11 protein-coding genes, 1 other RNA gene and 1 pseudogene are annotated in these 12578 nt (G+C 61.8%); 1 reads left to right on the forward strand and 12 read right to left on the reverse strand.

Features of this window, described 5'->3' with window-relative positions:
* The 9 genes and pseudogenes from Q0C48_RS06775 to rnpB form a co-directional block, all read right to left on the reverse strand.
* Positions 1-476: pseudogene (locus tag Q0C48_RS06775) on the reverse strand (UDP-N-acetylmuramoyl-L-alanine--D-glutamate ligase); the annotation flags it as partial.
* 1 nt (position 477) lies between these two features.
* A complete protein-coding gene (mraY, locus tag Q0C48_RS06780) occupies positions 478-1560 on the reverse strand; it encodes a phospho-N-acetylmuramoyl-pentapeptide-transferase (protein ID WP_291522766.1) in 1083 nt (360 codons plus the stop codon).
* The gene (gene murF, locus Q0C48_RS06785) at positions 1560-2912 is read right to left on the reverse strand and encodes a UDP-N-acetylmuramoyl-tripeptide--D-alanyl-D-alanine ligase (protein WP_291522768.1); all 1353 of its coding nucleotides are present in this window, start codon (positions 2910-2912) and stop codon (positions 1560-1562) included. The genes mraY and murF overlap by 1 nt, the downstream gene beginning before the upstream one ends.
* Positions 2909-4357, reverse strand: a complete 1449-nt coding sequence (locus Q0C48_RS06790) for a UDP-N-acetylmuramoyl-L-alanyl-D-glutamate--2,6-diaminopimelate ligase (RefSeq protein WP_291522770.1) — start codon at positions 4355-4357, stop codon at positions 2909-2911. The genes murF and Q0C48_RS06790 overlap by 4 nt, the downstream gene beginning before the upstream one ends.
* Positions 4344-6128 (reverse strand): penicillin-binding protein 2, encoded by a 1785-nt coding sequence (locus tag Q0C48_RS06795; protein ID WP_291522772.1) that lies wholly within the window; start codon positions 6126-6128, stop codon positions 4344-4346. Before Q0C48_RS06795 ends, Q0C48_RS06790 begins: the two co-directional genes overlap by 14 nt.
* Positions 6125-6388, reverse strand: a complete 264-nt coding sequence (gene ftsL / locus Q0C48_RS06800; RefSeq protein ID WP_291522774.1) for a cell division protein FtsL — start codon at positions 6386-6388, stop codon at positions 6125-6127. The genes Q0C48_RS06795 and ftsL overlap by 4 nt, the downstream gene beginning before the upstream one ends.
* On the reverse strand, positions 6378-7343 hold the full coding sequence (gene rsmH / locus Q0C48_RS06805; protein WP_291522776.1) for a 16S rRNA (cytosine(1402)-N(4))-methyltransferase RsmH: 966 nt from the start codon (positions 7341-7343) through the stop codon (positions 6378-6380). Before rsmH ends, ftsL begins: the two co-directional genes overlap by 11 nt.
* Positions 7340-7795: a division/cell wall cluster transcriptional repressor MraZ gene (mraZ, locus tag Q0C48_RS06810; RefSeq protein ID WP_291522778.1), complete on the reverse strand. Its 456-nt coding sequence runs from the start codon at positions 7793-7795 to the stop codon at positions 7340-7342. Before mraZ ends, rsmH begins: the two co-directional genes overlap by 4 nt.
* Positions 7796-8116: 321 nt before the next feature.
* Positions 8117-8461: RNase P RNA component class A (gene rnpB / locus Q0C48_RS06815), an RNA gene on the reverse strand.
* A gap of 147 nt (positions 8462-8608) precedes the next feature.
* Here rnpB and Q0C48_RS06820 point away from each other — a divergent pair.
* On the forward strand, positions 8609-8875 hold the full coding sequence (locus Q0C48_RS06820; RefSeq protein WP_291522780.1) for a hypothetical protein: 267 nt from the start codon (positions 8609-8611) through the stop codon (positions 8873-8875).
* Here the strand turns inward: Q0C48_RS06820 and Q0C48_RS06825 are convergent.
* Genes Q0C48_RS06825 through Q0C48_RS06835 form a run of 3 tightly spaced genes read right to left on the reverse strand, consistent with a single transcriptional unit; the run spans position 8820 to position 12558 of the window.
* Positions 8820-10190 carry a CCA tRNA nucleotidyltransferase gene (locus Q0C48_RS06825; protein ID WP_291522782.1) on the reverse strand — a complete coding sequence of 457 codons (1371 nt, stop codon included), beginning with the start codon at positions 10188-10190 and terminating at the stop codon, positions 8820-8822. The two genes, Q0C48_RS06820 and Q0C48_RS06825, sit on opposite strands and share 56 nt — an antisense overlap.
* Positions 10191-10196: 6 nt before the next feature.
* Positions 10197-11936, reverse strand: a complete 1740-nt coding sequence (locus Q0C48_RS06830) for a long-chain fatty acid--CoA ligase (RefSeq protein WP_291522784.1) — start codon at positions 11934-11936, stop codon at positions 10197-10199.
* A 1-nt stretch (position 11937) separates the two neighbouring features.
* Positions 11938-12558: a glutathione S-transferase N-terminal domain-containing protein gene (locus Q0C48_RS06835; protein WP_291522786.1), complete on the reverse strand. Its 621-nt coding sequence runs from the start codon at positions 12556-12558 to the stop codon at positions 11938-11940.
* Positions 12559-12578: the final 20 nt, after the last annotated feature.

A 12578-nucleotide genomic window follows, 5' to 3' on the forward strand; every position in this document is an offset into this window, starting at 1 on the left:
TAGAGCTCCGGCTCGGGACCCGTTTCCGGCAAAAGGTCGAGGGCGGGGGTGCCGAGGTTGCCACCGACGGCGGCGCGTAGTCCGGCGGCTTGTGCCATCTCGCCAAGCAAGGTGGTGACCGTACTTTTGCCATTGCTGCCGGTGATGGCGACGATGGACGTCCGGGCGATCCGGCCAAAAAGTTCGATATCGCCCATGATCTCTATGTCTGCTTGTCTGGCGCGGAGTAGGGCGGGCAATGTCGGCGTCAGTCCTGGGCTGAGCAGGATGATATCCGCACCCAGGAACACGTCTTCGGGAAGATCGCCAAAATGGAAATCGACGTCCGGGTAACGTTGCCGCAGATCGGCGGCGTCTTCTAGCAGGCGCGTGTCCGCGACCCGGCAACGGGCGCCCAGGCGCAGGGCAGTGCGCAAGAGGGAATGTCCCGTCTTGCCCAGGCCGGCGATGTATACCTTTTTGCCGTTGAGGTCCATGTCAGCGTATCTTCAGGCTGGAAAGACCGACGAGGACCAGAATCACGGTGATGATCCAGAAACGGACCGCCACCCGGGGTTCGGGCCAGCCTTTTTTCTCAAAATGATGGTGCAGGGGCGCCATGCGGAAGACCCGTTTGCCGGTGAGCCGGAAGGAGGCTACCTGGATGATGACGGATAAGGTTTCTACCACAAAAACGCCGCCCATAATGACCAGCACGAGTTCCTGACGGGCGACGATGGCGACGATGGCTAGCGCCGCCCCCAGCGCGAGGGCGCCGGTATCGCCCATAAAAACCTCTGCCGGATACGTGTTAAACCAGAGAAAACCGAGCCCCGCACCCACCAGTGCCCCGCAAAAAATCAGCATCTGGCCGGAGCCCGGCACCCAGGGCACATCCAGATAGTGGGCGAAGACCGCGTTGCCGGACACGTAAGCGAATATTCCTAAAGCCGCTGCGACCATGACTGTCGGTACAATGGCCAGGCCATCCAGTCCGTCGGTCAGATTGACGGCATTGGAGGTGCCGACAATCACGAAATAGCTGAACAGGATGAAACCGATGCCCAGCGGAATCAGCACATGAGGTATGAAAGGCAGGATCAGGCTGGTCTCTACCGGCCTGCTGGCCAGCGCATAGAGCACCCCCGCCGCGGCGAAGGCCACCAGCGACTGTAAACTATATTTGGCCCGCGCTGAGAGTCCTTTGGTGTTTTTGCGCCGCAGCTTGCGCCAGTCGTCGATGAAGCCGATGGCGCCAAAGGCCAGAGTAGTGAGCACCGCCACCCAGACCAGCGGATTACTCAAATCCGACCAGAGCAGCGTCGTCAGGATGACTACCAGCAGGATCAGGGCTCCGCCCATGGTGGGCGTCCCCTGCTTGCTCAGGTGGGTTTCGGGGCCGTCATTGCGGACCATCTGGCCGATTTTGTACTGGCGCAGGCGGGCGATAAAGAAAGGACCGATTAACAACGAGAGTATCAATGCGGTAAGGATGGCCAATACGCCGCGCAGGGTCAGATACTGAAAAACGTAAAAGCCGTGATAAAGGCTACCGAGTTGCATAAAGAGGGCGTAGAGCATCAGGTGTTCCCCCCCGTTAGGGCCTGTACGACACGCTCCATATGGGCGGCGCGGGAGCCTTTGATCAGCACCACGGTGTCTCCGTCCAGGCGACTTGGCAGGGCGGTCAGTAAAGGGGGCAATTCGGAAAAGGCTTCGGCGTTGACGCCGAAGGCATCGGCTGCTTCTGCTGCCAGCGGGCCGAGTGCGTAAAGGCGCTCAATACCGAGTTGCCGCGCCAGCGTCCCCGCCTGCCGATGATAAAGTGCGGCTTCGGGACCGAGTTCACCCATGCCACCGAGGACCAGAATGCGTTGGCCGGGCTGCGCGGCGAGCACGCGCAGGGCGGCTTCCAGAGAAGCCGGATTGGCATTGTAAGTGTCATCCAGAATCCGACTGCCACGGGGGCCGGAGCGCCACTGCAAACGTCCGGGGATGGCCTTCAGTCCGGCCACCGCCCGTTGAATCTGCGGAATGGGAATATCGAGCGCCAGCGCCGCGGTCGTGGCCGCCAGGACATTGCGGCCATTGTGTTGACCGGGCAAGGGAATCTCCAGAGCGAATTGCCCTTGCGGAGCGCGCACCTCCAGATATCCGCCACCCTGTTCGTGGGCGCGCCAGTGTCCGCGCACCCGCGTCGGGCGATGCTCTAAGCTGAAGCGCCAGACCTCGCCCGGCGCCCGTTCCGCCCAGAAATCCGCGAAGGGATCGTCGCCATTGAGGATGGTGAGACCGCGGTTGTCGAGACCGGAGAGAATTTCGCCTTTGGCTGCGGCAATGGCGGCAACACTGCCGAGGCCTTCCAGATGCGCGGGGGCTGCATTGTTGATCAGGGCCAGGGTGGGCCGCGCCAGCCCGCTGAGGAGGGTGAGTTCGCCGGGGTGATTCATGCCCATTTCCAGCACCGCGTAGCGATGCTCCGGACCGAGCCTGGCTAGCGTCAGAGGCACGCCGACGTGATTGTTCTGATTGCCGCATGTGGCGAGTACCGGGCCGGACTCGTTAAGGATGGCGGTGAGTACCTCTTTGACCGTCGTTTTGCCGCAGGAGCCGGTCACTGCCAGCAGCGGCAGGTTGAAACGCTGCCGCCATTGGGCGGTCAGTGTCTGCAACGCTATCAGGGTATCCTCCACCAAGACACCGGGTGCCGCGACAGGGGTGCCGGTCAATACAGCTCCGGCGCCCTGAGCAAGAGCACCAGGTACGAAGTCCTCGCCATTGAAGCGGTCGCCGCGCAATGCTACAAAAAGCTGTCCCGTCATCGGCTGCCGGCTGTCCGTAGCGATGCCCTGAATTTCTTTGCGGCCATCGCTGCCGGGCAACAGCTTACCCCCGGTTATTTCAGCGATTTCTTTCAGTGAATAGCGGATCATGCGCTGAGCACCTCCGCAGCAATACTGTGGTCCTGAAAGGGTAAATGCTGCCCCAGTATCTCCTGGATGCGCTCGTGCCCCTTACCGGCGATGAGCACCCAATCCCCTGCCCGTGATGCAGTGATGGCGGCCCGGATGGCCGCCGCGCGGTCATGAATCACGGTAGCCTGACCGGGCCGTTCCATACCACCCAGGATGTCGTTGACGATAGCCTCGGGTGCTTCGCTGCGCGGGTTATCGTCGGTGAGAATGACGTGGTCGGCAAGGCGTTCGGCCACCCGCCCCATTTCCGGCCGTTTGCCACGATCCCGATCACCACCGCAGCCAAAGACCACGGTCACGGCGCCTTTGGCGACTTCGCGCAGGTCGGTCAGCACCCGCTGCAGCGCGTCGGGGGTGTGGGCATAGTCGATCATCACCTGTGCCTTGCCGGGGACCGGAGCCAAGCGCTGATAGCGACCTTCCGGCAAGTCGAGTCCGGCGATAGCGGCGTCACTGACCGGCCAGCCCATACCTTCGACGGTGGCCAGCGCGGCCAGCAGATTCTGGACATTGCTGTTGCCGATGAGGGGGCTGCGCAGGCGCCGCGGGCCGTTAGGGGTATGCAGGTCGAGCAGGGTACCGCTGGCACCGGGATGCCACTCGACAGTCTGGTAGTCTCCACTCTTTACCCCGAAGCACAGTTGCCGGACTTCCGGCGCCATGGCGGCAGCGATCTGCCCAGCGAATGTGTCGTCGCTGTTTACTACGGCCAATTGGAGGCCTGGCGTCTGGAAGAGGCGGACTTTGGCTGCGCCATAGCGCGCCATATCCCCATGAAAATCGAGATGGTCCCGACTGAGATTGGTAAATACGGCGGCGGCAAAGGGCACTGCCGCAACCCGTTCCAGCGCGAGAGCATGGGAGGAGACTTCCATGGCGATGACCTTGGCGCCCTGTTCGCGCAGCGTGGCCAGGGTCTGCCACAAAGGGACCGGGTCCGGTGTGGTATTGGCGTGGGAGATAAGCGCATCCACATGGCCGTAGCCGAGGGTGCCGATGATCATGGCGGGCTGCGGTGCGAGTTCGGCAATGAGGCGGGTGACGCTGCTCTTGCCGTTGGTGCCGGTAACGCCAATGATGACGGGCGCCTGACCCTCGTCCCAGCGATGCCAGCGGCGCAGTGACCTACCGAGCAGAGCTCGTGCCTGTGGGCTTTGCCAGACGGGGTGACCCTGTTCCGTGTAAATGCTCTCTTCGCTGCCCTCTAACAGCGCTGCGGCTGCACCTGCCGCCCAAGCCTGTTCCAAAAATTGCCGGCCATCGCCATGGTTGGTGTTCAATCCGACGTAGAGCATGCCCGGTCGCAGGCGGCGGGTATCGGTTTCAATGCCCTGCAAGGCAATCCCCGCCAAGGCAGCCGGAGTGGCGGGCAACAGGCTGGCGAGTGTCTCAGTGTGCGGCATCGCCAGCCCCCTCGGCCCAACGCCGCTCCTGGTCTACAGTCATGGCTTTTCCTGCCGCGGCATTCCAGGCGCTGGCGCTGACATCGGGTGGTACGCCCATTTGATGCAGGGCAGCGCTCATGGTTACCCGAAATACCGGGGCGGCGACTACCCCGCCATAACGCCAGCCTTGAGTTGGTCCACGCACCACTACGGCCATGACGAATTGTGGATGGTTAGCGGGCGCGAAGCCGACAAAGGTGGTATTCACCTGATGCTTATGAAAGCCGCCCTTGCCATTAGCCATGATAGACGTGCCGGTTTTCCCGGCTACCGAATAGCCGGGAATCGCGGCAAGGAAACCGGTGCCGCCCCGACTGGTCACCCCGGCGAGCCAGTCGCGCAGTCGCGCCGCAGTGGCGACCGGTATGACCTGCTGACTGTGCGGGGGGGTGTTGCTGGTCCTGCGCAGTAAGGTGGGTTGGACATAGACCCCGTTATTGGCGATGGCGCCATAAGCCGCCGCCAGTTGCAAAGGTGTGACGGAGAGACCGTAACCGTAAGCCATGGCGGCACGCCGCGCCACATCCCAACCCCGCCATGCGGGAACCGTGCCGCCCGTCTCTCCCGGCAGTTCTAATCCGCTCACCTGCCCAAAACCGACACTGTGCAGCATCTGGTAGAGATCGGCAGGCGGTGTCCGCAGGGAAATTTTCGCCGCGCCAATGTTGCTGGAATACTTGAGCACCTGAGCGAGGTCGAGGATGCCGTGACGAATATCGTCCTGAATGCAGTAATGGGCCACCCGAAAGCAGTTGGTGTTCACATCAAACGTGGAATTGGGCTGAATGCTGCCGTCATCCAATGCTGCAGCGATGGTAAAAGGTTTCATCACCGAGCCGGGTTCAAAAGTGTCGGCGACGGCACGGTTATTGTAAAGACTGGGCTGATAATCCGTACGCTCATTGGGGTTGAAAGAGGGATAACTGACCATGGCGAGGATTTCGCCAGTGTGTACATTCATGAGTACTGCAGCCCCGGAATGTGCCTGAAAACGCTGTACGGCAGAGGCGAGGGCAGTATATGCCACATACTGGATGTTGCGGTCAATACTCAGGGTCAGTGCCTGACCGGGCTGTGCCAGCTTGGCAGTGCCGAGGATCGCCAGCGGATGTCCCAGATTGTCGCGCAGCCCGGTTTCTTCCCCTGCCTTCCCTTGCAGCCATTGGTTATAGGCCATCTCCAGTCCTTCAATGCCGCGCCCGTCTACATTGGTGAAACCGAGTAATGGCGCGGCTATGCTGCCGGACGGATAGTAACGCCTATTTTCGTTGAGGCTGTATAAACCGGGCACTCGCAGAGCGAGAATGGTCGCCGCGCGTTCCGGCGCAATCTGGCGGGCGAGGAAGGCGAACCGGCTGCCACCGCTATGGGTCCGTGCGGCAAGGGCGGCTGCGCTGATCCCTAAGGCTGCGGCAATTTGTGGCCAGTATGCCTGCTGTGGATTAAACAACCGGGGGTCTACCCAGAGGGTTTGCACCGGGACGGACAGAGCGAGCGCTTTACCGGAACGATCGAGAATGGGGCCGCGCTGCGCCGGTAAGGCAAAGTGTCGCAGATAACGTTGCGCGCCCTGGTCGCGTAGAAACGGACCGCGCTCCACCTGCGCGCGCCAGGCTTGCGCCATGATCGCCGCCAAACCCAGCGCAACCACCGTCCACACTGCGGTCGCCCGCCGCGCGGGAAGCGTGACGGGTGGCGGCGAGAGGAGGGGGGCGCCGGGATAGGTCATGGTGCTTTGACCATGACGATTTGATCGTTTTTGGGGGCTGCAAGCCCGAGTTTTTGGCGCGCAATATCTCCCACGCGGGCATTGGAAGCGAGCGTGGCCTGCTCCAGTTGGAGCTGGCCCCAGCGGTTGTCCAGGGCGAAATGCCTGGCCTGGGCTTCCTGTAAGGCGATGAACTGGCTACGGGTATTCTCTCTTGCCGCGACGATGCCGAAGAGTGTAGCGATAATCAGCAGGGCGAAAATAATGGTGCTACGCCGCATGGCGTTCACTCCTTTCGGCAGCCCGCAGCACGGCCGAGCGGGAACGGGGATTGTCGTAAGTTTCCTGGACGCCGGCCCGCAGGGCCTTGCCTACTGGATGCCATGGCAGGGGCGGGAGCTCGCTGGCACGCAGGGGTATGTCAGCGCTGATACGATAATCGTCAGCGCGGAAAAAACGTTTTACCAACCGATCTTCCAGAGAGTGAAAGCTGATCACCGCCAGCCGGCCGCCCGCGCGCAACGCATTCATGGCCTGGGGGAGAAAGGCTTCCAGTTCTTCCAGTTCGCGGTTGATGAAAATGCGGATGCCCTGAAAACTGCGGGTGGCCGGATGCTGTCCGATTTCGTGACCGGGCAGTACCTCGGCGATCAGGTCCGCCAGTTGCAGAGTTCTGGTGATGGGCGCTTGTTCCCGGGCACGCAGGATGGCGCGGGCGATGGGGCGGGCAAAACGTTCCTCGCCGTATTCGCGCAATACTCGCGTTATTTCCGCTTCGGGTGCGATGGCCAGCCACTCTGAGGCGCTCATGTCTGCCTCGGGGTCCATGCGCATATCGAGAGGGCCGTCGCGCAGGAAGCTGAAGCCGCGGTCTGCCTCATCCAGTTGCGGCGAGGAAACGCCGAGGTCGGCGAGAATGGCATCCACGCTCTCCCACTCCAGCGTAGCGAGCACCCCGGCCAATTGGCTGAAGCGTGCCTGACGGATATATACCCTGGAGTCCTGCGCGAAGCGGGCGCGCAATGCGGCAATGGCGGTCGGGTCGCGGTCGAGGATGAGCAGGGTATCTGCCGCCCCGAGTTCGGCCAGCAAGGCCGCACTGTGGCCGCCCCGTCCGCCGGTCGCGTCGACGCAGCGCACCGGCGCACCGGTATGGAGTGCCGGACGCAGGACGGCGATGGTTTCTGCCAGAAGAACTGCAACGTGTGCTGTGCTTGGTTCATTTTCACCTCTCACAGGACCAGATCACCCAAGCTGGCGAAGCCATTGGCGTTGGCCAGCCAGTTTTCCTGGCAGGTATCCCAACGGGCAGCATCCCAGATTTCAAATTTGTCGATCTGACCCACCAGTACCAGTTCCTTGTCCAGCTCGGCGAATTTGCGCAGGTTGGGAGACAGGAGGACGCGGCCTTGGGCATCCAGGCGGAGTTCTTCGGACTGCCCCACAAAAAGACGTTGAAACTGACGGGCCGCGGCATTGTTGCTGGGGAGTTCGGCGATGCGGCGTTCGACCTTTTCCCAGGTGGGCAGGGGGTAGGCGACCAGGCAGCGTTCTCCTTCCTGGCTCTGGGCATCAATGGTGACAATCAATTGTCCGTCGCAGTGGTCGCTCAGCCAGTCGCGGAAGCGCGCGGGAACATTCATGCGTCCCTTGCTGTCCAGACTGTGCCGATGCGTTCCCCTAAACATGTCTGCGCCCTCCTCCAAAAACTTCCACTTCACCCCACTTTCCCCCACACTTTGAAGATTAGAGGGAAGGGTGCCCGCTGTCAAGGAGAAAAACGAATAATTACGGCATGTTAGAGCATGTTTATAAAGAGTAGACAAACTACTTGAAGGGATTTCTGCAATCGTCGGATTACATGATGCAAAATGGAGTATATGCTTGGTATTCCAGGACAATGGAATGGGCATGCACTATTCACAAGGTTGTTTATATCGTATTGTTGTTAATAGGTATTATCTACTCTTCCGGGGTGTCTGCCCAGATGATATGGGGTGTGTGGTAAAAATTGGAGTGGGCCGATAAGCCGGGTTCTGTCGTGGACGACCATTCCTCTAGGCCTGCACTTGCGCACAGGCTCCAGCAACCTACCCGCATGCACCGCGGGCCACGGTATCGCACGCCTATTTGGTCTTGCTCCAGGCGGGGTTTTCCCTGCCATTTCCGTTACCGGAAATGCGGTGCGCTCTTACCGCACCTTTTCACCCTTACCGGCGCTTGCGCGCTTGGCGGTATATTTTCTGTGGCACTTTCCGTAGGCTCACGCCTCCCGGCCGTTAACCGGCGCCTTGCCCTATGGAGCCCGGACTTTCCTCCCCGGATTGCTCCGCGGCGGTCGTCTGGCCCACTCCGTCGCGGATCATACGCGTTTTATGGCCTGCTGTCAGAAGAAAAACGCAGGGCCGGACTTCGCGCGCTATACTGTGGGGCACGATTCGCCATTGCCTCGGGGTCCCACTGCGGCCCGCTGCGATAGCCATAGAAGGGGGTGGAGTGCCATGATCAACGACAGTTTCCTCGATGAAGCACGGGAAGTGCCTTCGACTACGCCGATGGAGCGGGTGGTGGCCTGGTCTGTTTTCCGGAGTCGTGAGGATGCGCGGAAGCTTTTAGAGCATGTGTATCTGGCGCCGGGGCAAAGCCTTGTCGGTGGTCACGGGCGGGACAGTGTCGCTCCGTACTGGTGGGTGGGAGTCCAGGTACAAGATATCAGTCAGTGGGGAAACGTGACGGCGGTCCATAAACACGGTCGCCTCGGAGACTGAGTTCGGGCAGGCGTCGGCGCAACGCCGCGATCAGCGGTTTGCGATCGTGGTAGCCGCTGGTCACCTGCAGTTCGTGGGCAAGCGCCAGGGCCTTACCCAGCCGTGGCCCAGGGGCGAATCCCAGTGCCATCAGGTCAGGCCCCTTTAACAGCGGATCTGGCAGACCGGTCCACACATTCATCTCTTGCCAGATCTTGCGGGTGACACCTATGGCTGGGGGATGCTCTGCGCCTGCCCCGCGCCCATCTGCCAGGGCAAGATCCAGCAGTAAGGGGCGGTCAGGGACCTGTAGGGCAAGGCGGGCGTAGGCGGCGCGCCCCGCGCCATCGCGGTGCAGGGCATAGGGCGCGCCATGCCAGCGAATGAGGGGCAGCACCTGATGGCTGAGATGGTTACCGGGAAAGTAGCGGCTTAGGAAAGTCTCGGCGGCGACGCGTGCCTGTTCATGTCCGAAAGCGCGCCAGCGGCCTTGGGGGTCGCGCCGGGTGGTGCTGGCTTTGCCGAGGTCGTGCAGCAGGGCGCCAAGCATGAGGATGATGTCGCGCGTTTTGTCGCCGCTGCGGAGTTGGCCGGCAGCGGCAAGCACTCGCCCGGTGTATATCCAGACATCGCCTTCCGGGTGAACATCGGGGTGCTGGGGTACTGCTTGCAGGGCACGGAGTTCGGGGAATCGGGTGATGGCGCCAGTAAGGGCGAGACTATCCCAGGCCCGGATCAGATGCTCGCCGCGCAGGAGCAGAGCTTCCCACTCTTTGCGTAGGCGTTCCTGGGGGATTTCTTGCAGGCGGGGCGCCAATTGGCGGCAGAGTGTGGCGCTCCCGGCTTCAATGGAAAAGCCTAACTGGCCCGCTAACCGGGCCGCGCGGAAAACGCGCAGAGGGTCTTCCCCAAAAGTGTCGGCCGCTACTACGCGGAGCCGCCGGGCGTGGAGGTCCGCTACTCCCCCAACATGGTCCAAGAGGCGCTGAGCCTGCCAGTCCCAGGCCAGAGCGTTGACCGAAAAATCCCGCCGCTGGGCGGCGATGGCCCAGGGCAGGTGCGGGTTGATCTGTCCGCCCCGTGCTTGTGGCAGGGAAATCTCCGCACCGGCCACCACCCAGACTGCACAGCGACCACCTATCCGATGGGCGCCGAAAGGCTCCAGACATTCGGCCAAACGGGCCTCGCCCAATCCGTGTATTTCCAGATCCCAATCGTGGGCGACCACACCGAGCAGCGCGTCCCGCGGTGTACCTCCTACCACCAAGACCCGCGCCCCCGTCCGCTGCAAGGCCGTTAGAACGGGAGTCAGCGCAGCGGGCGGCGTAAGCAGCATGGGAGATCAGCCTTTGCCATGGCCCATTTGCGCCAGCAGTTCGGCGTAGTGTTCGGCGACGACGCGCCGTTTCACCTTGAGGGTGGGGGTTAATTCGCCATTGGCCTCACTCAGTGCCTCTGGCAGCAAGGCGAAACGCCGTACCTGTTCGTGGGAGGGCAGATCGGCGAGGGCGGTCGAGATGGCCGCCTGGATGGCTTTGCGGGTTGCGGCACCGTCAGCGTGGGTGCCGACACGTTCTTTGAGGAGTTCCTGATTGGGGAAAATAAGGGCCATGAGATAGGGCATGCGATCGCCGAAGACGACGGCCTGGTCGATCAGCGCTTGCGCCATCAGTCGCAACTCAATTTTCTGCGGCGGGATGTTCTCACCGGCGGAATTCACGATCATTTCTTTCTTGCGGTCGCTGATATGCAGATAACCGTCCGGGTCCAGGCTGCCCACGTCGCCGGTGTGCAACCAGCCGTCTACCAGCGTCTCGCGCGTGGCACTCTCGTTGTTCCAGTAGCCCAGCATGACGGATGGGCCACGCACCAGGATTTCGCCATCAGCAGCGATACGTCCTTCCAGATTGGGCAGGAACTGTCCCACGGTTCCTGGGCGAATGGCCTCCAGTGGATTGGCGGCGATCACCGGGCTCGCCTCGGTCATGCCGTAGCCCTCAATAACAGGTAGCCCCAACTCAATAAAAAACCGAGCAATTTCAGCATCCAACGGGGCGCCTCCAGAGACGAAGAAACGCAAGCGCCCACCCAGTTTCTTGCGAAGATTGCTGACCAGCAGGCGGCGGGTGATGGAGCGCTGCCAGCGTGCCGCCGGACGCCCCTCTGGATCAATCCCCGCCCCTCGACGCAGAAAACGACCGAGCAGACCCGGTCGATCTTCGATGCCCCGTCGTACCCGGCTATAGAGCAGTTGGAAGACCCGCGGCACGGCGATCATAATGTCCGGGTGAGAGGCCTCCATATCGCGGAGGACGGTGTCCGGGCGCTCCGCGTAGGCGACCTCCAGCCCCAGCAGGTAGGCGCCGAAGTGCCCCGTGCCCCGTTCAAAAACATGGGAGAGGGGCAGAATGGAGAGCAGGCGTTGTCCGGCATGCAGTGGCACCAACGGCAGGAACCCTTCGATATTACTCAGGATATTGCCGTGACTGAGCATGACGCCCTTGGGCCAGCCCGTCGTCCCGGAGGTGTACACGATGGTTGCGGTTTGCTGACGCTGCAATGCCGCCAGATGTTCTTCCAACCTGGTATCGGGTATGGCCGCGCCGTCGCTCTCCAGCGCCGCCCAGTGGCGCAGGCCGGCGTTCTGCGCGGCGGCCGCATCGCGCAGCAGGATACGATCACCGGGCACGCCCCAGCCCTCGCCCCCCATGCGATGCCACTCACCAGCGCCTTCCAACAGTATCAGTCCGGCGCCGCTGTCGCCCAGCACATAGTGAATCTCGCGCGGGCTGAACGTCGGGTAGAGGGGAACGGTAATGGCGCCAACGCTGAGGATGGCAAAATCCATGATCGCCCAATCCAGGGAGTTGGGTGCCATCAGAATGACCCGCTCGCCCCGGCGTACACCCAAATGCAGAAGTCCCCGCGCCCTTGCCCTTACATGCCCTGCGAAGGCCGCTGCGGTCATCGGCTGAAAAACATTGCCCTGCCGTTGCAGGGCAATGGTTCCGCCGGGATCGCAGGCGCAGCGTGCAAAGAGGCCCTCCGGCAGACTCTGGAAGCGGGCGAGGTCGACGACCATGTCAGCGCATGGCCTTCTCGGCGGGCGTCAGACTGCGTTTGAAACTCTCCATGTTGAAGAGGCGATCCATATACTCCTGGGTCGCGCGGGCTGCCGCAGGCAGGCTGATTTCCAGCGCCGGGAGGCGCCACAGCAGCGGAGCGATGGCGCAGTCGAGCACCGAGAGCTCGTCGCCGAAGAGGTAACGCTGCTGGCCGAAGATGCTGCTCAGTCCGGCAAGGGTGCTGCGGATCTGCTCTTTAGCCGTTTTGACCTGCTCGGCACTGTAGCCCGGCTGGAAGAGCGGTGCGAACCAGTCGCGGTCGAAACGTAAGAGACCCAGGCGCACCTTGGCGCGGGAGATGGGATCCACCGGAATCAACGGCGGGTGCGGAAAACGCTCATCCAGATACTCCATAATGAGGACAGATTCGTGGATGGCCAGATCACGATCTACCAAGGTAGGCACCTGATTGTAGGGGTTGAGTTCTGCGAGATCTTCTGGCTTATTGGCGAGATCGACGTCGATGGTCTGGTACTCCATGGCCTTTTCCTCCAGAACAAAGCGGACGCGGTGCGCAAAAACACAATCGTTGCCGGAGTAAAGGGTCATCAGAGTTTTTTTGCTGCTGGGGGTCGCCATGATATACGTCCTTGTATTGG

It is taken from the genome of Acidithiobacillus sp., assembly GCF_023255755.1.
GTDB lineage: Bacteria > Pseudomonadota > Gammaproteobacteria > Acidithiobacillales > Acidithiobacillaceae > Acidithiobacillus.